This is a genomic window from Bacillus sp. 22-7, assembly GCF_010628845.1.
GTDB lineage: Bacteria > Bacillota > Bacilli > Bacillales > Cytobacillaceae > Cytobacillus > Cytobacillus firmus_B.
The window spans coordinates 214,509-234,744 of sequence record NZ_NJQY01000014.1 but is presented as its reverse complement, the minus strand read 5'-3'; the positions used below and the strand labels follow the sequence as shown (position 1 = coordinate 234,744).

Genomic DNA, 20,236 nt, shown 5'->3' with positions numbered 1-20,236 from the left:
CATGCAGGCTATAACAGATCAGCAGCAAGCTGGGCCAAGCCAGATCTCTCACCTTTAACAAGTTTGACATGACCTGAGATAACCTGATCTTTAAATCTTTCCACGACATAGGTGAGACCGTTGTTATAAGCATCCAGGTAGGGATGGTCAATCTGCTCGGGATCTCCCATCAGGACAATTTTACTCCCTTCCCCTACCCTGGTTAATATGGTTTTTACTTCATGCTTCGTCAGGTTCTGAGCTTCATCAATAATAATGAATTGATCCGGTATGCTTCTGCCTCTGATATATGTCAGGGCCTCCACCTCAATCGAGCCCATACCTGCCAATATGGCGTCCAATTCACCTGGCTTTTTGACATTAAACAGGTACTCCAGATTATCGAAAATCGGCTGCATCCACGGTCTTAATTTTTCCTCTTTTTCACCCGGAAGAAATCCCAAATCCTTGCCTACAGGCACAATGGGGCGGGCGACAAGCAATTTTTTGTACTGGCCATAATCTTCTGTCTGCATTAAGCCGGATGCCAGCGCCAAAAGAGTTTTTCCAGTACCCGCCTTGCCGATAAGCGTAACAAGCGGCAGGTCGTTTCTCAGCAACAGCTCAAGAGCCATTGTCTGCTGCACGTTCCTGGGCTTGATCCCCCATATATGGTCATGATCAAAAATGAGTTTTTTCACTTTCTTCCCACTTTTGTCCACAATACCAAGGGCAGACGATGATGAACCAAGCGCATCTTTCATCACCAGAAACTGATTCGGATAGAAAGGATGATTTGCTATTTCAGATAGCGGCAGTTCTCCTTTTTCATAGAAACGGTTCATAATATCGAGACCTATATATACCTCCAGAAACCCGGGATATAAATGATCATTTTCAACTACACGATCACTTAAGAAGTCTTCTGAAATTAGCCCGATAGCATCCGCTTTAACTCTGACAAGGGCATCTTTGCTTACCAGGATTACCGTTCGTCCATTTTCTTTTGTCTCTTCTTCCAAGGATAAGTTTTTTGCAACTGCCAAAATCCGATTATCATTCGTTTTTTCTACAAAGATCTCCTGAAGTTCATGAAATGATCTATGATTTAACTCAATTCGCAGGCTTCCGCCATTTTCAAGAGGTATTTTCTCATGGAGCTTACCCGTCTCCCTCATGCTGTCAATCAGCCGGGATACTTGCCTTGCGTTCCTCCCAATTTCATCCATATACCTTTTCTTAGAATCGACCTCTTCCAGAACTACAGCCGGAATAACTACTTCATTATCTTCAAATGAAAATATGGAATTAGGATCCTGCAACAAGACATTGGTATCTAATACGTAAATTTTACTCAATATGATGCCTCCTGCTCCTCTTGTGTCTTGATAAAGCAAATTACAAAAGCGAGGTCCCCTGCATGCAGATTTGCAGTTTCATGAAAAAGATCACCTTCATTCCTGATGGATTATAATCCTGTTGTTTTATATTATTCAGCCTTCGAAAGATGTTGATTAATTAGGAAGAAAGGCTTTCTTATGAAGTGGACAAATCTATCTTGGTAAAAATATATGTAATGCCGAATAAAGATAGAAGAAATTTTGCACAATAACATTAAACAATCCTCAATATTCCTGAACCTGAAGAAATTCAAGCTTTCATTTTCAGGAAATTTTGATGTCCCGGAGGTGTCAAATATGAATAAATGGCTGCTGTTATGGATGACAGGATTACTATTAACAGGGTGCGGCATGAACAACAATCAGGCCCAAGACCATCAGGAACAGAAAAATATCAACACCGTAAATGTTAAAAATAGTACAATACAGGAAGTTGACAGGGAGACTGGACAGCAGGTTTCCAGGCATCTTGTCAATTTGGCTGTCCGAGTTCCCAATGTCAATGATGCAACAGCAGTTGTACTTGGACGCTTTGCAGTAGTTGGAGTAGATGTAAATAAAAATCTCGACCGTTCTGAGGTCGGATCAATCAAATATTCAGTTGCCGAAACCCTTAAAAATGATCCTCATGGTGCAAGAGCGATTGTAGTGGCTGATCCGGATATTAACGCCAGGCTTCGGGAAATAGCCGCTGACATTCAAAACGGAGAGCCTCTGCAGGGAATCATGAATGAATTGGCAGATATCGCTGGCCGGCTAATGCCTGAAGTCCCAGCCGACCTGGTTGATCCTAAAAAGGAAAACGAGAAAAACGCAACCGAAGATCCAAAGAAAAAACTCAACAATGATCAGAAAAAACAGCTTGAGCACAAACAGGAAAAACAATCGAATTATTATAAGTAAAGTGTCACCACCGATGGTATTTATTATTTAGCGGTGAAAAGGCTGTAAGAACAACAAAAGCTTAGTTCCCTGGGGAACTAAGCTTTTTTCATTGCCTCCATTACCTGTTTGTCCAAACGGGCTGCTGCGTCTTTATCGTATGTTTTGTCATATTGAGGTTCGACAGTGATTTTAGAGCCGTAAAACATGACATCACGGACTTCCTTCACAGTGATGGACATAAGCGCGAGCTTTAAAGGTACGCCTTCCATCTTTTCAGCCTTAAGCAATGCTTCACCTGCGATGGAGTATGTAGATTCATTCGCGATAATATTCAGAACAACTTTGTTATTGCTATTAATGTTTTGAACAATTCTCGAACGGTTATCAACTGCAAAATATAATGTTTCGTCATCTTTTGCCAGTATCCATGAAATCGCATTGACATTTGGTCCGCCAGTTTCAAAGTCAATAGTGGCAAGTGTGACGAAACGTTCCTTTTGCAATTCGTCATATAATGGTTTGATTAATTTCGGTTCTACCTGATTTGCCATTCTTTTCCCTCCTTTATTAATTTCATCATAGTATGATAACGCTTTTCTTTCAACTTATAACATCTCTTCTTCAAGTTTGATTTAACCTGCAGCGCTTTCTATACTAATATAAACTAACATATGAAACCCGATACGGGATGACCCTAAAAAAAAATTAATTTGCCGCAAAGCATTCGAATCAAACCTTAACTTGTACTATAATGGTAATAACAACAGTTAAAACAATAGGCTCTTTTTTAAAGATTGTTGTTTATGTTTATGAATTCTGCCCGTTGATTTCCGCCCCAGGCACGCAGCGAACCCGCGGGGAGGAATGCGATCCTCCTCGGCTTCGCCTGCGGGGTCTCACACTTCCCTCTCCTCCCGCAGGACATTGTTGAATAAGCTTCCTCGGATAAACACCGTACGAAAGAAATGCGTCAGCATTTTCGAGGATCAAGTGCCCACAGCGAAAATCAACTCAGTAAAGTAAGTTATTGAAAAGCAACAAACTTTAGGAAAACAGCAAAACAATATGAGGTGTCCCATGCGAGTAAAATGTGTACTATGTGATAAAATTGAATCCATTGAAAACGAGTCCTTACAGGCTAAACGCCTTCGCAACCGCCCGATTCACACATATATGTGCAGACCATGCGAAACAAGAATTACAGAAAAAACACAAAAAAGAGCTGATACTGGAAACTTTAAGCTATATCGGAGCAAAGTTCAGGAGGAAGAATGGTGAACTGCACACCATTCCATGAACAGCAAAAAAGCCGCCCCAAACATTTTGTCTGGGGCGGCTTCTTTTAATCCTCCGGATAATTTACATATTTTTCAGGTTCACTTTGAATCTGTTTAAGCATTACTTCTATCAATTCACAGGGAAAACGGCTCTTATTCCGTTCTTCCCCCTTTGTGTATTGCACATAATACATTACATCATCTTTTTCAAAGTGAATATCGGAAATATTATGCTCTTCCGACAGAATCTCAAAGAACATTCTTTCAGTGTCTGCTGCTGCTGTGTCATCCGGACGATCCTCACAGACAATTTTTATCGTCAGCCAGTTATACAGTGAATCCTGCAAAGACTTCATCCCAGCATCTCCCTGTTACTCCGCCTTTGCCTGTTCCTTCTTTTCCTGGTTAAGGCGGATTTTGTAAATGATTAAGATTAATGCAGCCACAACAAGACCTTCTGCTACAGGAAGGAATACTCCAAGAAATGTCAGCATCGTACAGCCTAAAATCAAGAAAGTGTATATCATAGCTGATTTTAAAATTGGGAGTTTCTTGGCAAACCCTAATTTAAATACCAATATTGACAGCAGAACAATTGTTATATAAAGAAGCCACATTCCAGTTGTGGGATTCTCATCGACTTTGAACAAAGCAGCAAAAAAAGACAGGCGCTGTGATACATCCATATCCTTATCTCCTCCCCCTTCTTAGTCTTAGTTAGTTTCAGCGTATTTCTTCTTCTTGGCCATTCTTTCTCTTTCATTCTTATCAAGAAGTTTCTTTCTCAGTCTGATTGACTCAGGTGTTACTTCAAGCAGCTCATCATCATTCAAGTATTCCAGAGCTTCTTCTAGTGTCATAATACGCGGCTTTTTAATTACATTCGTCTGATCCTTATTAGCAGAACGGATGTTCGTCGCATGCTTCACTTTAGTGATGTTGACTGTAAGATCATTTTCACGAGTATGCTCTCCTACAATCATGCCTTCATAGATTTCAGTACCCGGCTCAACGAAAATTGTTCCTCGGTCCTCAACTTGCATAATTCCGTATGTGGATGACTTGCCGCTTTCCATAGACACTAGGACACCTTTGCTGCGTCCGCCGATTTGACCTTTAATTTCAGGCTGGTAGCTGTCAAATGTGTGGTTGATAATACCATAGCCACGGGTTAGCGTCATAAATTCGGTGGAGTAGCCAATCAGTCCGCGGGCAGGGACATTGAATGTCAGTCTTACTTGACCATTGCCGTTATTGACCATATCAAGCATTTCACCTTTACGGGTACCCATAGATTCAATAATTGAGCCAGTATTATCTTCCGGCACATCGATTTGAACACGCTCTACCGGTTCACAGCGAACACCGTCAATTTCTCTAATAATTACTTCAGGCTTAGAAACCTGCAGTTCAAAACCTTCACGGCGCATATTTTCAATCAGGATCGATAAATGCAATTCCCCACGTCCGGATACAACCCAGGCGTCAGGTGAATCTGTATTTTCAACACGAAGACTTACGTCCGTCTCAAGCTGTGCACGAAGTCTTTCTTCAACTTTTCTTGAAGTAATATATTTGCCTTCTCTTCCCGCGAATGGACTGTTGTTAACAAGGAAAGTCATTTGCAGAGTTGGTTCATCAATCCTTAGAACAGGAAGTGCTTCCTGATGCTCGACAGGGCACACAGTTTCCCCGACGTTAATGTCTTCCATTCCAGAAACGGCAATAAGGTCTCCAGGATAAGCTTCCTGGATCTCTTCACGCTTCAGTCCGAAGAAACCAAAGATCTTTGTAACCCGGAATTGCTTAACAGAGCCATCAAGTTTCATTAAAGCAACCTGCTGTCCGACCTTGATTGTCCCCCGGAATACCCGGCCAATTCCAATTCTCCCCACATAATCATTGTAATCAAGAAGTGCCACCTGGAATTGAAGCGGCTCTTCACGATTATCAGCCGGTCCAGGAATATGTTCAATGATTGCTTCATAAAGAGAATGCATGTCATCATCCTGCTTGTCAGGGGTAACACTTGAAGTTCCCGAAATAGCGGATGCATAAATAACCGGGAATTCAAGCTGATCTTCATCTGCACCCAGTTCAATGAACAAATCGATTACCTCGTCAACAACTTCTGTTGGACGGGCAGATGGTTTGTCAATTTTATTTACAACAACGATTGGCGTAAGTTTTTGTTCCAAAGCCTTTTTAAGAACAAAACGCGTCTGCGGCATACATCCTTCATATGCATCGACAACTAATAATACGCCGTCAACCATTTTCATGATCCGTTCAACTTCTCCGCCGAAATCGGCATGTCCTGGTGTATCCAGAATGTTGATTCTTGTATCTTTATATTTAACTGCAGTGTTTTTAGCTAAAATCGTAATACCGCGTTCTCTTTCCAGATCGTTTGAATCCATCGCACGCTCTTCCACGTGCTCATTTGAACGGAAAGTTCCGGACTGTTTTAAAAGCTCGTCAACCAATGTTGTTTTACCATGGTCAACGTGGGCTATAATCGCAATATTTCGAATATCTTCTCTTAATTTCAAAAGATTTCCTCCTATTTATCAAAACTGAATCAAATTCATTTTTCAACATTTTTCACAACTGATACATTATATCACAATTACTATAGAAACCTAAAAACTTTTTGTGTAAAATAATGTAGAGAAGGATATATTTCTGATAAATTATACTGCCGGGCAGTATATTCTCTACATATTTTTCACCAGTATTTAACTAAATTAATCCTCTTGGGAGTGAAATTATGAAGAATATCAAGTGGCCTTTATTAGCCTTTGCGATTGGAGCAGCTATATGCATGATGGGTATTGGCGTTGCGGTGGCTGAAAGAAGCATTTTTGGGATTATCCTGTCCATCATCGCTTTAATATTTGTGATGGGATATGGTTTTAAGACTAAGAAGAAAATGAGAGAAGAAGGCTTGTTATAATGAAAAACTGCAGCGATTGGCTGCAGCTTTTTTTCATATTAATGGACAGACCATTATTAAAAATTCCCGGCCATCGTCGGAAGTCTCCGACTTAAACTGCTCAAATCCGGCATCAGATAAAAAGTAAATCCATTTGGTCCGATTTTCAGGGACACCCGCAAAGAAAGACTTTTCGCCTTTTTTCTTTAATTCAGCGGCCAACAGTTCGATAACCGCTGTTCCGATTCCTTTTCTTCGCATATCTTTTTTAACAAGGATCGTACCGAGCCATGGCTTCCGGTTAGAAGGGGATAAATTCACATGGAAAGTAACGGCTGTTCGTTCTCCGTTAATACGCCAAATCTTCCACTCTCCATTCAATTCCTGATGCCTGGCCATATAATTGCACAGGTTATTCCCGCATTTTTCTTCTTCTTCCCAATCAGTGCTGTCCTTAATGACTTCTAAAAAAAAGGCCTGGTCTTCCTCTGTGAACTTGCTGCTTGATATGTTACCAATTGCCATTTTTTAAGTATTCTTTCATAATTTGCTGATGCAGCCCTGGCTTAGAGACAAAAACAGAATTGTTTTCAAGGTAGTTCAGCTCCTCACCTTTAACGGTTGTCGCAATTCCTCCCAATTCTTCAATCATAATCACACCAGCAGCGAAATCCCACGGAGCCAGACGCATGGTTATGTATGCATCAACTCTCCCGGATGCTATATATGCCATTTCCATTGCTGCTGAACCATAGGACCGTGTTCCCCTTGCATTTCTTACAAGTGGAGCCAGCAATGATGGATCAATCCTTCTATTTTCGGTAACCCATGTGGCATTCAATCCAATGATGGCTTTTGACACATCCGTTTCCTTTAAGGGAGGAAGTTCCAAATCATTCATGAATACACCATGCCCCTTCATGCAATGATATAACTCGTCATGAACTACATCATATATTAATCCGATTTTGCCTTTTCCATTTTCATAGATGCCGACAGAAATGGCAAAGTTTCTCTGCTGATGGACAAAGTTCATTGTTCCGTCAATCGGATCAATAATCCAGACGATTCCATCCAGGTCATTTAGCTTATCACCAAAACCTTCTTCACCAAGTATCCGGTGCTCAGGGTATTTTTCATTAATTTTCTTTATGAAGAATTGTTCTGTTTCCTGATCTATATCTGTCACTAAATCATTCGCATTTGACTTGGTGGTTATGGTCAAAGTTTTGCTGAAAGAATTTTTAATATTCCCGCCCGCCTCTTTAATCAAGGCTTTGGCATATGTATGAATCTCACTCCAATTTGTCATGGGACAGCCCTCCGCATAGTGATAGCATTAAAATATTTCTAGCTTAAATGAATTAGCAAGGTTCTTCAAGTTATATACTCTCCAATGGTAGGCGTTATCATTTCCGGGTGAATAATTATTTGCCGAGGACAAGCCGTCATTTGTTCATTTGGCTCTATTTTGAAAGATAGTGTTTTGTTTATGAATCCAGCCCGCTGATTTCCGCTGCAGGCACGCAGCGAACCCGCGGGGAGGAATGCGAGCTTCTTCGGCTTCGTCTGCGGGTCTCACACTTCCCTCTCCTCCCACAGGACATTGAATAAGCTCCTCGAATAAAAACCGCACGAAGGAAATGCGTCATCATTTTCGAGGAATCAAGTGCCTGCAACGAAAATCAACTCAGTAATTAAACTTGATTATTAAGCAACAAATTTACGAAAATAACCAAAATAATAAACGAACTCCTCATAGCATCATGGAGTTCGTTTCTAATTTTTCCTTCTTATTTGCATTTTTTCTGCCTTTTCTCCTTTATCGACAATTCATCTTAAAGTGCTTTTAATCTAAGAAGTTCCTGCCTGATTTTTTCCAGCTTTAGTTTAGATTGTTTTTGAAGGTCTTCATTTTTTTCTGACATGGCATCAAACAAAGTAGCCAGCTCATAGTCCATTTCCAGCCTTAAAACCGCTGTTCTTTCCCTATCACCATTTTTCTTTTTCACTGTATTCATTAGTTGTTTCATTAGACAGTACACCCCTTCCAAAAGTGTTTAATTTTCTGACTATTTTTACTTTTATCATATGAAGGACAATTCTCAGTTGCAACTAATTTGTGCGATAACCTAAAACTTTATTTCGCCTATTCTATAGGACTTTAAATTTTTGGATTGCTCCCGGTTATGCTACAATATTTGACAAAGCATACAGGAGGTCAGCTTATGTCTTTTTCCGGTTTCACAAATGATGATTTTGATGTCTTTAAAATAGATGGATTGGATGAAAGAATGGACAGGTTAAAATCTGTTATTAGGCCTAAATTAGAAGAATTGAGCCACCATTTTGCACCATCCCTCGCGAACCTGTCAGGAGATGAAATGTTCCCTCATGTTGCCAAACATGCGAGAAGAACAAAGAATCCGCCAAATGATACTTGGGTCGCATTTGCAAGCAATCCTAGAGGGTATAAAATGCTTCCACATTTCCAGATTGGATTATGGGAAACGCATGTATTTATCTGGTTTGCCATCATCTATGAAGCACCAGATAAAATGGCTGCAGGCAAGTTATTTGAGAACAGCCTGGACAAGATTTATAAAGAAATACCCAATGATTATGTCTGGTCCGGCGACCACACAAAACCAGATGCTGTTTTGCATGAGCAAATGGACAAGGAAGAATTGAGATCCATGTTTCAGCGTCTGCAAAATGTTAAGAAAGCGGAAATTCTTTGCGGCTATCATATTTCTCGAGAAGATGCCGTACGCATGTCACCTGATCAGTTTATTGAAAAAGCTGAATCTGTATTTAGAAATTTATTACCCCTATACAAATTGGCATAAACATGTTTTCAGAACGTGGATTTGGCAGTAAAAAAAACAAAACCTTCAGCAAGTTGAAGGTTTTGTTTTTTTTCAAAGTCTATTTCTGCATTTTTAATTTGTCCCCGGCTGAACGTTCTTTAGCCAATTTTACTGTTCTGTATGAGGAATAGCCGCTTTGTTCTTCAAAGTCATCGCAGATGTTTTTCTCCTGAGCTTTCCCCGGAACGATTTCCTTGAAGCGTCTATATGCATTCATGAATTGTTCCCGCTCAATTCCTTTTTCGTATGCCATTTCAATGCTTTCAAAATATTTTATAACATCCACTATTTCTTCTGTTGACCAATCCTGGTCAATCGGGTATTGATATTCCATTGCCTTTCACCTCATTTATGATATTCATGATGCATTTTAACATTAATTTGTCCATTTCCCCCTGATGGTTTCACCTTCTGATATAATCCGCTCGAATAGTTCTTCCACAGTGGGGATATCCTTAATTAACCCCATAACTTGTCCAGCCCATGCAAACCCTTCCTGATCTTTCCCTTCATATATATATTTCTTATTAGCATTCCCGCTAATATAATCTTTTAACTGCTCATAGCCGCCATTTTGTTTTTCGATTTCCAGTATCTTATCCGACCATGGATTCGCAATCACCCTTGCAGGTGCACCTATTGTTCTCTTAATGACCACTGTGTCATTTTCTGTTCCTTCGACTAAGCGGTTTTTATATAATTCAGATGCATGGACGCATTCCTTTGTTGCAACAAATCTTGTCCCCATCTCAATACCCTCTGCTCCAAGACTTAATGCTGCCATAAGCCCCCTGCCATCTCCAATTCCTCCTGAGGCAATCACGGGTATAGAAACAGCATCAGCCACCTGAGGGACGAGTATGAAGGTTCCAATATCATCCCTGCCTAAATGCCCTCCGCCTTCCTGCCCTACAACCATTACTGCATCAGCACCAAGCTCCTCCGCCTTTACTGCCTGCCTTTTTGCAGCCACAAGAACAAGCTTCTTAACATTTACACCCTTTAATTGATCAAAAATAGGTGCAGGATTTCCACCTGTCATAGAAATAACGGGAACTTCTTCTTCAATGGCTATATCCAGATAATCAGAGAATGGCCTTCCATGCTGCCCAATAGCAAAATTAACCCCAAATGGCTTATCTGTCAATTTCTTAACCTTTTGAATCTCGTCTCTTAATTTTTCCGGACTGCTGAGAGACATTGCGGTAACCTGCCCTAAACCTCCTGCATTCGAAACAGCGGCAGCCAGATCTGAATAGGCAAGATGGGCAAGGCCCCCCTGTATAATTGGATATTTAATTTTAAGTAATTCTGTCACACGTGTATTCCAGTTCATTTATGTACCCTCCATTTCTTCATAATATTTTATTTCGATTTATGTGGTTTAATTTCCTGTTAACTTCTAAAACTAAACGGAAACTGAATTGTGGAGGCGAATGTCCGGAAAAGACACGCTTTAACAGAATGAAAAAACAATAGAACTTTCTATGCAAAGGGATTGAATAATGCTATAATGCAAATGTTTTAAATCAGCTTGAGCTTTCTGAAATATTATTATTAAAGAGGTGTGGGAATAAGTTGTCTCAATACAAAACACCGTTATTCAGCGGTTTGCTTGCGCACGCAAAGAAAGATCCCGTACAGTTTCACATACCCGGCCATAAAAAAGGAGCGGGGATTGATCCGGAATTCAGGGACTATATTGGAGATAATGCACTTGCCATTGATTTGATCAATATTGGCCCGCTTGATGATCTCCATCAGCCAAAAGGCATTATTAAAGAAGCCCAGGACCTTGCAGCTGAGGCCTTTGGAGCGGACAGGACATTCTTTTCCGTTCAAGGAACAAGCGGAGCCATCATGACCATGGTTATGGCTGTCTGCGGTCCCGGGGATAAAATAATTGTTCCGAGAAATGTTCATAAATCAGTCATGTCTGCCATTGTTTTTTCAGGCGCAACTCCTATCTTTATACATCCTGAAATTGATGAAAACCTGGGCATATCTCATGGGATTACAACTGAATCAGTATCGAAAGCCCTTGAACTTCATCCGGACGCAAAAGGGGTTTTAGTCATTAACCCTACTTATTTCGGTGTTTCGGCAGATTTGAAGAGAATCGTCGAAATTGCACATTCTTATAATGTGCCCGTGCTTGTGGATGAAGCCCATGGTGTGCATATTCATTTTCATGATGAGCTGCCCTTATCCGCCATGCAGGCAGGTGCTGATTTAGCCGCAACATCTGTCCACAAACTGGGCGGGTCCATGACGCAAAGTTCAATTTTAAATATGAAAGGAAATCTTGTTTCGGCCAAAAGGGTTCAATCCATTTTGAGCATGCTGACAACAACTTCCACTTCCTATTTATTGCTTGCCTCCCTGGATGTTGCCAGGAAACGTCTGGCTACTGAGGGAAAGGAGCTCATTCAAAAGACAATTGATTTGGCCCAATCCATTCGCCGCCGCATCAATGAGATTGACCGGCTCTATTGTGTCGGAGAAGAAATACTGGAAACCAAAGCCGCGCATGACTACGATCCAACCAAATTGATTATTTCAGTCAAAGAGCTTGGCATGAATGGTTTCGATGTGGAGAATTGGCTTCGGGAACATCATAATATTGAAGTAGAGATGTCTGATTTATATAATATCCTTTGCATTGTTACCCCTGGTGACTCTGAACGGGAAGCCGATATTTTAGTTACTGCTCTTGCCGAACTCGCCAGTGAGCGCAAAGGGAATACTGAAAAGCTTGAAACTCAAGTGCTTCTCCCTGATATTCCCGTTTTATCGCTTACACCTCGTGACGCATTTTATGCTGATACAGAGCTTGTTCCATTCGACGAGTCTGAGGGCAGAATAATTGCTGAATTCATTATGGTTTATCCGCCTGGAATACCTATTTTTATTCCGGGGGAAATCATAACCGGGGAAAACCTCCGTTATATAAAAACGAACATGGAAGCTGGACTGCCCGTTCAGGGACCTGAGGATTATGATTTCAAGTATCTTCGCGTTATTGAAGAGCACAAAGCCATCAGATAATATGCAAAAGAGCCTTCCATTTAGGAAAGGCTCTTTATGGTTAATGGCTATTTGTTTGTCTTCTCTGTTTTTTCTCCGTCACAGCAATTGCATTTTTTTGAATATAATACAGTTACTTTTTCATCCTCAAAGTGATCAATAGTTGAATTGCAAGCCTGGCATACGATTGTACCCATCTTTTCATTCTCCTTTTCAATGAGTTTTATTTGAAAGCGCTTTATCTTTAAATCTATAATAATATAACATTATTAATTTATCAAGCCTAATTGTATAACATAATTATTGCTTTATATTGGCATTCTCCTTATTACCCATTGAAACTCTTCATTAATAGTATGTCATAATATAAAAAAACAGACCGATTATGGCCTGTTTTTTTATATTATTTTAGTCGTATTGTTCCTCAAAACGGGCACCTGGGATTGCTTCTAAGAAAAATTCACTTAAATCTGCAGCCTGTTCATATAAATCAAGCTTGAATGCCTTTTGCAAATATTCGATGTCTTCGAGATCTTTAGGGTCGAGGAGAGTTGAGCGGCCTGTCTGCATACAAATAACCAGAGGCTTGGAAAAGAAGAGGTTTGTATATACAATTCCAAAATCATAACGTGTTGACTCCGTTGTAAAGCCAACAAAACGGACATTCACGTTTTCATGCTCATCATAGAGCTTCTCAAAAAAATCCATAAGATTCCTCCTTAGTTATAATAATATTTAGAATATTATTATAATTCATTATAGGCTCTTTGACAAGTAATATAAATTTACCTTACTATTTTAAGTTGTCATAAGATTTTATCTAATGCTAGAATGGAAGAGGATGTTCATTACCATAATTATTGGGATAATGGGGGGAAAGAAGTTGGCAGCTAATTCATTTATCAAGCTGGTTCCTTCATCAGCTAAGGAAAATATTTCAACAGAAGAGCTCAAAGAACTTTTTTTATATTACAGGGATATTACTGGAAAAACAGGCAGCCAGATTAAATGGGAATATAATGACGCCGCTTTTCCTTATGAGATAAAAGAGAAGCCTGAAGCAAAAGGAACCTGGTTTTACCTGCATTCTCAACATGACCGATATAACACCATATTGCTTGGCATTGACCAAGAAAAAGTGAAGGATGAAGACGGTTCTGAACGTGAGCAGTCTTACATACAAGTTACATTGCCGGAAGGTGCTACATTCGGGGATAAAGGCAAAGCAAATGAATTTTGCAAATTCCTCGCTAAAAAACTTCAAGGTGAATTGCATCTTTTCAATGGAAGAGTTATGTATTTTTATAAAAGAAAATAATCGCATTCTTAAAAAATGAGAACAGCAACGGCTGTTCTCATTTTGTTTCCGTGCTGATCAAAACTGGGTCAACTGGCGTAAATCCTTTATTTCTAAGCCCCTTCACAATATCCTCTAAAGCTTCTTTTGTCCATTCCCTATCATGCATCAATACGTTTGCACCTTTCGATAAATAGGGTGAATTAACCATTATATCTGCTAAAGCTTCTTTTGACTGATATTCCTTCTCCCAGTCATACCCGTATGTCCAATTCATGAGCACCATGTTTTCAGCTTCAGCAATTTTCCTGCTGTAGTCTGTAATAGACCCGAATGGTGCCCGAAAGAATTTTGGCCTCTCTCCAATAATCTCCTCAACTCGATCATTAAGGTCAACAATCTCTTTATACTGCTGCTCTTCAGGCAAGCTTTTCAGGTTTAGGTGACTATTTGTATGATTTCCAATAGCAAAGCCAAGTTCATGAATTTCCTTCAAAACTTTAGCTTCTTCCGGGGTATCTATGAAATGCCCATTAACAAAAAAGATTGCAGGTGCTGAAAGTTTCTTTAAAATCCTGGCCATTTCCAATGCATTTTTATCTGGAGCATCGTCAATGGTCAGTAATATAACTTTTGAATTGGCCTGATTAATTGGTTCTATTGACCAATTATGTTCATTTATCTTGTATTGCGGTTCTGGCAGGGATACCGCTTCTTCTTTTGGCTTTTCATCGGCATCAGCTTGGTTTTTTTCAGGTTTAGATGCCGGAACACTAGAATGATCAGCCAATTTATTTTCTTCTTGTTTTTCAAAATCTGATGGCTTATCTTCATCAGCAGAAAAATCCGTACATGCTGTCAAGATTATAACGAAAATAAAACAAATAAAAAATACAGCTTTTCTCATTGTTACCTCCCTAATGCATATTTCTTTAAACTCTCTTTCATAAGTGTTAGTATGTAACATGGCCTTTTTAAAAAAGTAGTTCCCCTTAGGAAATCTTACTATTACCTACTGATTTTACCCGAAACAGTCTCGGTTTGAACATTAAAAGTAAAATTTAGAAATTAGATTGGATTTCTACATCCTTTCGATTTTACTTTAAAGTCTGTTTTCGGGGAAGCTGCTCTCCCCTGCTGAGCTCCAATTGCTTAAAAAATCAAGCAAACACTATCAGGAAAGCGGGATATTTAAATGCCTGCATTTTTAGGATTGGAAGTTTTACAGAATTATTTTATTTAGGTTTATTTTATTGAGACTGGAGGGATTTGATGAAGAAACTGACACCCGTTTTTACGGTTTCAGTCATATTCACAGCAATATTTATTTTATGGGGATTAGTTCCGAAGACCATACTGCCAAAAGGCAACCTTGATTCTGTTACAGCAGCTGTTCAAGGATTCATATTGGAAAAATTCGGGTGGTTTTACCTTTTATCAGCTTCTATCTTTTTAATTTTTTCAATCCTATTAGCATTCAGCAAGTACGGAAATATTCGTCTGGGAAAGGATGCAGACAGGCCCGAATATAGCTACTTAAGCTGGTTTGCCATGCTTTTCAGTGCAGGGATGGGAATTGGCCTGGTTTTTTGGGGAGTTGCGGAGCCAATGTATCACTACTTTGCGCCACCTTTCCTTGAAGGGCAGACACCAGAAGCAGCAAGAGCTGCCATGAGGTACTCTTTTTTCCACTGGGGGCTTCATCCATGGGCTATATATACAGTTATTGGGCTTGCACTCGCTTATTTCCAGTTCAGGAAAGGTGCACCGGGAGTTATCAGTTCCATTTTGAGGCCAATTTTAGGGAGCAAAGTGGATGGTCCAATTGGAGTATTAATTGATTTTATAGCCGTCTTTGCTACTGTTTTTGGTGTTGCGACATCATTAGGTCTCGGGGCCATTCAAATATCTGGCGGACTTTCTGAAACATTTGACAGTATCGGCAATAATTTTACCACTCAGTTGATTATTATTTTGGTTGTGACAATTTTGTTTATGGTTTCAGCACAAACCGGTTTAAACAAAGGAATAAAATACTTAAGTAATTTAAATATTATTTTAGCTATCTCGTTATTGCTATTTCTGCTGTTTGTTGGCCCTACAAACTTTATTATGGATCTGTTTACAACAACGATTGGCTCTTATCTTCAAAATCTTCCTTCCATGAGCTTCAGGCTTAGTCCTTTTGATCAGGAGCTGACATGGTTTCAGGATTGGACCATTTTTTATTGGGCATGGTGGATTGCCTGGGCGCCATTTGTCGGCACATTCATAGCCAGAATATCACGCGGAAGGACAATAAGAGAATTCGTCATCGGCGTCCTTGCTGTTCCTACCCTCTTTGGAGCGCTTTGGTTCTCAGTTTTTGGAGGAACAGGCATATACCTTGAATTCTTTGAGGCAAAGCCTATTATGGAAACAATCGACCAGCAGGGAATGGAAGTTGCGCTGTTCACTGTGTTTGATAACTTCCCTTTCAGCACTGTTTTAAGCTTATTGGCTATATTCTTAATCAGTACATTCTTTATTACTTCTGCAGATTCAGCTACCTTTGTTCTTGGGATGCAGACGACAAACGGAAGCTTGAACCCTCCGGGCAAAGTGAAATTTGTTTGGGGCATAATCCAATCAGCCTCTGCAGCCATCCTTTTATGGACGGGAGGGCTGGAAGCACTCCAAAGAGCTTCAATTATAGCTGCACTTCCTTTTACAGTCATAATGCTCTTAATCGTGCTATCGCTGGCTAAATCGTTTAAAGAAGAAACCATACCAAAAAAATAGATGATAAAGACTAAAAAAATCGGCACCTGTAAATGGGTGCCGATTTTTTTTGCTTGTCACTTTGCCAATTACCAATGTGTAATGTAGGACATCGCAAAATGAAAAGAAGCATATAAGCTTAGGCTCATAACTGTAACCATAAATGTTTTCTTTGCTGACTTAATAACCCAATTTCCAATATTGATTGCCAAATAGAAAAAAACAAAAAACATAATAACTTTATATACGAGCTGATCATATTTTGACAGCCACTCAATGAAAGTATATCCGCTCCAGATTAACATCTGCAGTAAAAGAGCTGTGTAAATCTTCATACACTCCACCACCAAATTTTTTAATCATTACCCGTTTTATTAAAAGAAGAAACACTTGTGTTTGTAATATATGTTGAAAAGGATATTCTTATTTTTCATTTCTGTAACATTTGAATGACAAGCTAATATTTCCATTTACCATATGATAAAATACTCATAATTATTATGAATTGCTCACCTTCTGTCAAAAGGATGGAAAATTTTCATGACTTCTATACTGTTTTGGAGTCTCATGTAAAAAGGTGGAATTTATTATAAAGTGAGGGCAAAAGGATGAAAGGTCTGCCATTGTTATTGATTACTGCACTCTTGTTTGTGACCTCTTCATGCAATCATAAGGAAGTAAAAGAAGAGCTGAAGATAGACGATAATGTTAAGCAGCTTATTTTTTTTACTGATAATAAACAATATGAACAGGAAATTTCCTATTATGATGCCATCATAGAATTAAAGAGAAGCTATCCTGAACTAATTAAAGATATGAAAGTGATAACAGCAGCTGAAGCCAGTCACTTAAGCAATTATAAGGTAGAAAACTGCCCTGCCATTCTGCTGGTGTACCAGGACAAAGTATTAGTAGAAATAAAAGGCACTGTATCTAAAGATAAGATCATTTATCCGCTCGCCAAAGCCATGGATGAAAAGAACTAAAATCCGTAATCATCCACAAAAAATCCTTCCCTGACAGGGAAGGATTTTTTATAGTATTATTTTACAACGTGAATTGGGCTTCCAATAGCAACTTCTGCTGCTTCCATTGTGATTTCACCCAATGTAGGATGTGCGTGAATAGTCATTGCAAGATCTTCTGCAGTCATGCCTGCTTCAATAGCCAATCCAAGCTCTGCAATCATATCAGATGCACTAGCACCGGCGATTTGCGCACCAATTACAAGTCCATCTTCTTTGCGTGTCACAAGCTTTAAGAATCCGTCAGTGGAATCAAGTGCAAGGGCACGGCCGTTAGCTGCAAATGGGAACTTCGCTGCTGTTACTTCGATTCCTTCTTCTTTAGCCTGCTGCTCAGTATAGCCTACAGAAGCTAATTCAGGCTCAGAGAATACAACCGCAGGGATAGCCAAGTAATCAATTTCAGCGTTATGGCCTGCAATTGCTTCAGCTGCAATCTTGCCTTCATAAGAAGCTTTATGAGCTAATTGAGGACCTGCAACAATGTCACCAATCGCATAAATATTGCTCACACTAGTACGGCATTGTTTATCAATTTCAATAACACCGCGTTCAGTCATCTTAACGCCGGCTTGCTCTAAGCCAAGTTCGTCTGTATTTGGACGTCTTCCGACCATTACAAATACATAATCTGCGTCAAGAGACTTCTCTTCGCCTTTTTCTTCAAACTTAACGGTAACTCCATTTTCATTCTCTTCAACACCCTTAGCAAGTGCCTTCGTAATGAATTCAACGCCTTTTTTCTTCAGGTTGCGTTTAACAAGAGATGACATTTGCTTCTCAAAGCCGATTAGAATATCATCTGCACCCTCGAGAATCGTTACTTGTGAACCAAAGTTCGCATATGCTCCTCCAAGCTCGATTCCGATAACACCGCCGCCGATAACGACGATTTTCTCTGGAATTTCCTGAAGAGCAAGGGCGCCTGTTGAATCAAGAACACGTTTAGAGAATTTAAACGTCGGCAATTCAATTGGACGGGATCCTGTTGCAATAATTGCATTTTTGAATGTGTAAGTTTGTGCTGAATTTTCATCCATTACACGAAGGGTATTACCATCAACAAAGTATGCTTCACCGCGCACGATGTCAACTTTATTTCCCTTTAATAGTCCTTCCACTCCGCCTGTAAGCTTCTTGACTACACCGGATTTGAATTCTTGAACTTTTGTAAAGTCAACCTTTACGTTTTCAGCTGTAATTCCCATTACATCTGAGTGCTTAGCATTTTCGTAGCGGTGGCCTGCTGCGATTAAAGCTTTTGAAGGAATACATCCAACGTTTAAGCAAACTCCGCCCATATTTGCTTTTTCTACGATTGTAACTTTTTGTCCAAGCTGTGCTGCACGAATTGCTGCAACGTATCCCCCTGGACCCGCACCGATGACTATAGTATCTGTTTCGATTGGGAAATCTCCTACTACCATTTGTAATTACGCCTCCATTAACAATAGTTCTGGATCGTTCAGTAAACGCTTGATGTGATTCAATGCATTTTGTGCAGTTGCTCCATCAATAATTCTGTGGTCAAAGCTTAGTGATAATGCCAATACTGGAGCAGCAACAATTTCTCCATCTTTCACTACCGGCTTTTCAGCAATGCGGCCAATTCCAAGAATGGCAACTTCAGGGTGATTGATGACAGGAGTGAACCATTGTCCGCCTGCAGAACCAATATTTGTGATTGTGCAAGAAGCACCCTTCATTTCGTCTGGAGCAAGCTTGCCGTCACGTGCTTTACCAGCCAATTCATTGATTTCATTTGAAATGGCAAATGTAGATTTGCGGTCTGCATCCTTAACAACTGGCACGAGAAGACCTTTTTCAGTGTCTGCCGCAATACCAATGTTATAGTAATGCTTCTGGATGATTTCACCTGCTGCATCATCGATTGAAGTATTTAGTGCCGGGAATTCACGCAATGCACTTGTTAATGCTTTTACCACATAAGGAAGGAATGTTAGCTTAATTCCTTTATTCGCTGCAACTTCTTTAAACTTCTTGCGATGTGCAACAAGTTTCGTAACATCAATTTCATCCATTAATGTAACGTGTGGAGCTGTATGCTTAGAGTTTACCATAGCTTTTGCAATAGCCTTACGTATTCCGCTCATTTTCTCGCGAGTTTCCGGATATTGTCCAGCAGGAATCACCTGTGCAGCTGCCGGTGCAGTTTCTTTTGCTTCAGCTTGTGGTGCAGCTTCCTGAGCAGGCGCTTCATTAGCTTGAGTACCGCCATTTAAGAATGAATCAATGTCATCTTTCTGGATGCGACCATTTTTGCCGCTTCCAGCTACCTGGCGAATATCTACGCCTTTATCACGAGCGTATTTTCTGACTGAAGGCATTGCAATAATGCGGCGGTTAGGATCTACATCCGTGTCAGAAATGGCTACGCCTTCTTTTCGTTCACCCTGTGCAGGAGCTTCCTCTTTCTTTACATCCTGGCCAGCTTCAGCAGTAGCCTGTACCTGTGCTTCTGTTTTTTCTTCTTTAGGAGCCTCATCTTCATGGTCTCCCTTGAATTTAAGATCTTCATATCCCGGAGCATCAAAAGTGATCAAAACTTGACCTACAGTTGCGACTGTACCTTCTTCAACTAGGATTTCTTCAACTTTACCTTTAACTGGCGAAGGAATCTCTACAACCGCTTTATCATTTTGAACCTCACAAAGCACGTCATCTTCTTGTACTTCGTCACCCGGCTTTACAAACCACTTGACGATTTCACCTTCATGGATACCTTCACCGATATCAGGCAATCTAAATTGGAATGCCAAT

Annotated in this window: 24 protein-coding genes; 8 read left to right on the top strand and 16 right to left on the bottom strand. The window is 40.0% G+C overall.

The genetic code is table 11. The annotated features are described in order from the left end of the window. Window positions 1-8: 8 nt before the first annotated feature. The gene (locus CE058_RS12580) at window positions 9-1,337 is read right to left on the bottom strand and encodes a PhoH family protein (protein ID WP_048010618.1); all 1,329 of its coding nucleotides are present in this window, start codon (window positions 1,335-1,337) and stop codon (window positions 9-11) included. 339 nt (window positions 1,338-1,676) lie between these two features. Between CE058_RS12580 and CE058_RS12575 the strand changes: the two genes are divergently transcribed. Continuing rightward, window positions 1,677-2,282 (top strand): YhcN/YlaJ family sporulation lipoprotein, encoded by a 606-nt coding sequence (locus CE058_RS12575; protein WP_048010619.1) that lies wholly within the window; start codon window positions 1,677-1,679, stop codon window positions 2,280-2,282. A 77-nt stretch (window positions 2,283-2,359) separates the two neighbouring features. Here the strand turns inward: CE058_RS12575 and CE058_RS12570 are convergent, their stop codons facing one another. Beyond that, window positions 2,360-2,815 (bottom strand): pyridoxamine 5'-phosphate oxidase family protein, encoded by a 456-nt coding sequence (locus CE058_RS12570; RefSeq protein ID WP_163142997.1) that lies wholly within the window; start codon window positions 2,813-2,815, stop codon window positions 2,360-2,362. 526 nt (window positions 2,816-3,341) lie between these two features. On the opposite strand from CE058_RS12570, the gene CE058_RS12565 reads away from it, so the two are divergent. Continuing rightward, entirely contained in the window at window positions 3,342-3,542 is a 201-nt protein-coding gene (locus tag CE058_RS12565; RefSeq protein WP_035328651.1) for a YlaI family protein, read from the top strand. 64 nt (window positions 3,543-3,606) lie between these two features. On the opposite strand, the gene CE058_RS12560 is transcribed toward CE058_RS12565, so the two are convergent. From CE058_RS12560 to typA, 3 genes are read right to left on the bottom strand one after another with little or no spacing between them, the layout of a single operon-like run. Next, window positions 3,607-3,897, bottom strand: a complete 291-nt coding sequence (locus CE058_RS12560) for a hypothetical protein (protein ID WP_048010621.1) — start codon at window positions 3,895-3,897, stop codon at window positions 3,607-3,609. 15 nt (window positions 3,898-3,912) lie between these two features. Beyond that, window positions 3,913-4,227: a YlaH-like family protein gene (locus CE058_RS12555; protein WP_035328645.1), complete on the bottom strand. Its 315-nt coding sequence runs from the start codon at window positions 4,225-4,227 to the stop codon at window positions 3,913-3,915. A 27-nt stretch (window positions 4,228-4,254) separates the two neighbouring features. Further along, the gene (gene typA, locus CE058_RS12550; protein ID WP_035328642.1) at window positions 4,255-6,093 is read right to left on the bottom strand and encodes a translational GTPase TypA; all 1,839 of its coding nucleotides are present in this window, start codon (window positions 6,091-6,093) and stop codon (window positions 4,255-4,257) included. 218 nt (window positions 6,094-6,311) lie between these two features. Between typA and CE058_RS12545 the strand changes: the two genes are divergently transcribed. Further along, window positions 6,312-6,497, top strand: a complete 186-nt coding sequence (locus CE058_RS12545; RefSeq protein ID WP_048010622.1) for a YlaF family protein — start codon at window positions 6,312-6,314, stop codon at window positions 6,495-6,497. A gap of 33 nt (window positions 6,498-6,530) precedes the next feature. Here CE058_RS12545 and CE058_RS12540 read toward each other — a convergent pair whose 3' ends face one another. The 3 genes from CE058_RS12540 to CE058_RS12530 all read right to left on the bottom strand — a co-directional run bounded on the left by CE058_RS12540 (window position 6,531) and on the right by CE058_RS12530 (window position 8,509). Further along, window positions 6,531-7,001, bottom strand: a complete 471-nt coding sequence (locus tag CE058_RS12540; protein ID WP_048010623.1) for a GNAT family N-acetyltransferase — start codon at window positions 6,999-7,001, stop codon at window positions 6,531-6,533. Continuing rightward, window positions 6,988-7,788 carry an inositol monophosphatase family protein gene (locus CE058_RS12535; protein ID WP_048010624.1) on the bottom strand — a complete coding sequence of 267 codons (801 nt, stop codon included), beginning with the start codon at window positions 7,786-7,788 and terminating at the stop codon, window positions 6,988-6,990. The genes CE058_RS12540 and CE058_RS12535 overlap by 14 nt, the downstream gene beginning before the upstream one ends. A 526-nt stretch (window positions 7,789-8,314) precedes the next feature. After that, entirely contained in the window at window positions 8,315-8,509 is a 195-nt protein-coding gene (locus CE058_RS12530; protein ID WP_035328635.1) for a hypothetical protein, read from the bottom strand. Window positions 8,510-8,704: 195 nt separating this feature from the next. On the opposite strand from CE058_RS12530, the gene CE058_RS12525 reads away from it, so the two are divergent. Then, the gene (locus CE058_RS12525) at window positions 8,705-9,325 is read left to right on the top strand and encodes a YktB family protein (protein ID WP_048010625.1); all 621 of its coding nucleotides are present in this window, start codon (window positions 8,705-8,707) and stop codon (window positions 9,323-9,325) included. 79 nt (window positions 9,326-9,404) lie between these two features. Here the strand turns inward: CE058_RS12525 and CE058_RS12520 are convergent, their stop codons facing one another. Together CE058_RS12520 and CE058_RS12515 are read right to left on the bottom strand one after the other, a co-directional pair. Then, window positions 9,405-9,680 (bottom strand): UPF0223 family protein, encoded by a 276-nt coding sequence (locus tag CE058_RS12520; protein WP_048010626.1) that lies wholly within the window; start codon window positions 9,678-9,680, stop codon window positions 9,405-9,407. A 42-nt stretch (window positions 9,681-9,722) separates the two neighbouring features. Continuing rightward, window positions 9,723-10,682: an NAD(P)H-dependent flavin oxidoreductase gene (locus CE058_RS12515; RefSeq protein WP_048010627.1), complete on the bottom strand. Its 960-nt coding sequence runs from the start codon at window positions 10,680-10,682 to the stop codon at window positions 9,723-9,725. A 242-nt stretch (window positions 10,683-10,924) separates the two neighbouring features. On the opposite strand from CE058_RS12515, the gene CE058_RS12510 reads away from it, so the two are divergent. Next, the gene (locus CE058_RS12510) at window positions 10,925-12,394 is read left to right on the top strand and encodes an aminotransferase class I/II-fold pyridoxal phosphate-dependent enzyme (RefSeq protein WP_048010628.1); all 1,470 of its coding nucleotides are present in this window, start codon (window positions 10,925-10,927) and stop codon (window positions 12,392-12,394) included. 47 nt (window positions 12,395-12,441) lie between these two features. On the opposite strand, the gene CE058_RS12505 is transcribed toward CE058_RS12510, so the two are convergent. Together CE058_RS12505 and CE058_RS12500 are read right to left on the bottom strand one after the other, a co-directional pair. After that, entirely contained in the window at window positions 12,442-12,570 is a 129-nt protein-coding gene (locus CE058_RS12505; protein ID WP_048010629.1) for a GapA-binding peptide SR1P, read from the bottom strand. A gap of 211 nt (window positions 12,571-12,781) precedes the next feature. Beyond that, entirely contained in the window at window positions 12,782-13,081 is a 300-nt protein-coding gene (locus tag CE058_RS12500) for a DUF3055 domain-containing protein (protein ID WP_035328617.1), read from the bottom strand. 175 nt (window positions 13,082-13,256) lie between these two features. On the opposite strand from CE058_RS12500, the gene CE058_RS12495 reads away from it, so the two are divergent. Then, entirely contained in the window at window positions 13,257-13,691 is a 435-nt protein-coding gene (locus CE058_RS12495) for a DUF1885 family protein (protein ID WP_172581917.1), read from the top strand. A 37-nt stretch (window positions 13,692-13,728) separates the two neighbouring features. On the opposite strand, the gene CE058_RS12490 is transcribed toward CE058_RS12495, so the two are convergent. After that, the gene (locus CE058_RS12490) at window positions 13,729-14,577 is read right to left on the bottom strand and encodes a polysaccharide deacetylase family protein (RefSeq protein WP_163142994.1); all 849 of its coding nucleotides are present in this window, start codon (window positions 14,575-14,577) and stop codon (window positions 13,729-13,731) included. A 365-nt stretch (window positions 14,578-14,942) separates the two neighbouring features. On the opposite strand from CE058_RS12490, the gene CE058_RS12485 reads away from it, so the two are divergent. Next, on the top strand, window positions 14,943-16,451 hold the full coding sequence (locus CE058_RS12485) for a glycine betaine uptake BCCT transporter (RefSeq protein WP_048010631.1): 1,509 nt from the start codon (window positions 14,943-14,945) through the stop codon (window positions 16,449-16,451). 68 nt (window positions 16,452-16,519) lie between these two features. Here the strand turns inward: CE058_RS12485 and CE058_RS12480 are convergent, their stop codons facing one another. Continuing rightward, a complete protein-coding gene (locus CE058_RS12480) occupies window positions 16,520-16,765 on the bottom strand; it encodes a hypothetical protein (RefSeq protein WP_048010632.1) in 246 nt (81 codons plus the stop codon). A 273-nt stretch (window positions 16,766-17,038) separates the two neighbouring features. On the opposite strand from CE058_RS12480, the gene CE058_RS12475 reads away from it, so the two are divergent. Continuing rightward, window positions 17,039-17,416: an NUDIX hydrolase gene (locus CE058_RS12475; protein ID WP_048010633.1), complete on the top strand. Its 378-nt coding sequence runs from the start codon at window positions 17,039-17,041 to the stop codon at window positions 17,414-17,416. A 56-nt stretch (window positions 17,417-17,472) separates the two neighbouring features. Here the strand turns inward: CE058_RS12475 and lpdA are convergent, their stop codons facing one another. Both lpdA and CE058_RS12465 read right to left on the bottom strand, forming a co-directional pair. Next, on the bottom strand, window positions 17,473-18,882 hold the full coding sequence (gene lpdA / locus CE058_RS12470) for a dihydrolipoyl dehydrogenase (protein ID WP_048010634.1): 1,410 nt from the start codon (window positions 18,880-18,882) through the stop codon (window positions 17,473-17,475). A gap of 6 nt (window positions 18,883-18,888) precedes the next feature. Beyond that, the gene (locus CE058_RS12465) at window positions 18,889-20,235 is read right to left on the bottom strand and encodes a dihydrolipoamide acetyltransferase family protein (protein ID WP_048010635.1); all 1,347 of its coding nucleotides are present in this window, start codon (window positions 20,233-20,235) and stop codon (window positions 18,889-18,891) included. Window position 20,236: the final 1 nt, after the last annotated feature.

Bases quoted from the DNA above. Each gene is read 5' to 3' on its own strand.
- CE058_RS12540 (WP_048010623.1), bottom strand. From the start codon at position 7,001: ATGGCAATTGGTAACATATCAAGCAGCAAGTTCACAGAGGAAGACCAG.
- CE058_RS12485 (WP_048010631.1), top strand. From the start codon at position 14,943: ATGAAGAAACTGACACCCGTTTTTACGGTTTCAGTCATATTCACAGCA.
- lpdA (WP_048010634.1), bottom strand. From the start codon at position 18,882: ATGGTAGTAGGAGATTTCCCAATCGAAACAGATACTATAGTCATCGGT.
- CE058_RS12515 (WP_048010627.1), bottom strand. From the start codon at position 10,682: ATGAACTGGAATACACGTGTGACAGAATTACTTAAAATTAAATATCCA.
- CE058_RS12520 (WP_048010626.1), bottom strand. From the start codon at position 9,680: ATGGAATATCAATACCCGATTGACCAGGATTGGTCAACAGAAGAAATA.
- CE058_RS12480 (WP_048010632.1), bottom strand. From the start codon at position 16,765: ATGAAGATTTACACAGCTCTTTTACTGCAGATGTTAATCTGGAGCGGA.
- CE058_RS12525 (WP_048010625.1), top strand. From the start codon at position 8,705: ATGTCTTTTTCCGGTTTCACAAATGATGATTTTGATGTCTTTAAAATA.
- CE058_RS12530 (WP_035328635.1), bottom strand. From the start codon at position 8,509: ATGAAACAACTAATGAATACAGTGAAAAAGAAAAATGGTGATAGGGAA.
- CE058_RS12505 (WP_048010629.1), bottom strand. From the start codon at position 12,570: ATGGGTACAATCGTATGCCAGGCTTGCAATTCAACTATTGATCACTTT.
- CE058_RS12575 (WP_048010619.1), top strand. From the start codon at position 1,677: ATGAATAAATGGCTGCTGTTATGGATGACAGGATTACTATTAACAGGG.
- CE058_RS12545 (WP_048010622.1), top strand. From the start codon at position 6,312: ATGAAGAATATCAAGTGGCCTTTATTAGCCTTTGCGATTGGAGCAGCT.
- CE058_RS12475 (WP_048010633.1), top strand. From the start codon at position 17,039: ATGAAAGGTCTGCCATTGTTATTGATTACTGCACTCTTGTTTGTGACC.
- CE058_RS12535 (WP_048010624.1), bottom strand. From the start codon at position 7,788: ATGACAAATTGGAGTGAGATTCATACATATGCCAAAGCCTTGATTAAA.
- CE058_RS12565 (WP_035328651.1), top strand. From the start codon at position 3,342: ATGCGAGTAAAATGTGTACTATGTGATAAAATTGAATCCATTGAAAAC.
- CE058_RS12570 (WP_163142997.1), bottom strand. From the start codon at position 2,815: ATGGCAAATCAGGTAGAACCGAAATTAATCAAACCATTATATGACGAA.
- CE058_RS12500 (WP_035328617.1), bottom strand. From the start codon at position 13,081: ATGGATTTTTTTGAGAAGCTCTATGATGAGCATGAAAACGTGAATGTC.
- CE058_RS12490 (WP_163142994.1), bottom strand. From the start codon at position 14,577: ATGAGAAAAGCTGTATTTTTTATTTGTTTTATTTTCGTTATAATCTTG.
- CE058_RS12555 (WP_035328645.1), bottom strand. From the start codon at position 4,227: ATGGATGTATCACAGCGCCTGTCTTTTTTTGCTGCTTTGTTCAAAGTC.
- CE058_RS12560 (WP_048010621.1), bottom strand. From the start codon at position 3,897: ATGAAGTCTTTGCAGGATTCACTGTATAACTGGCTGACGATAAAAATT.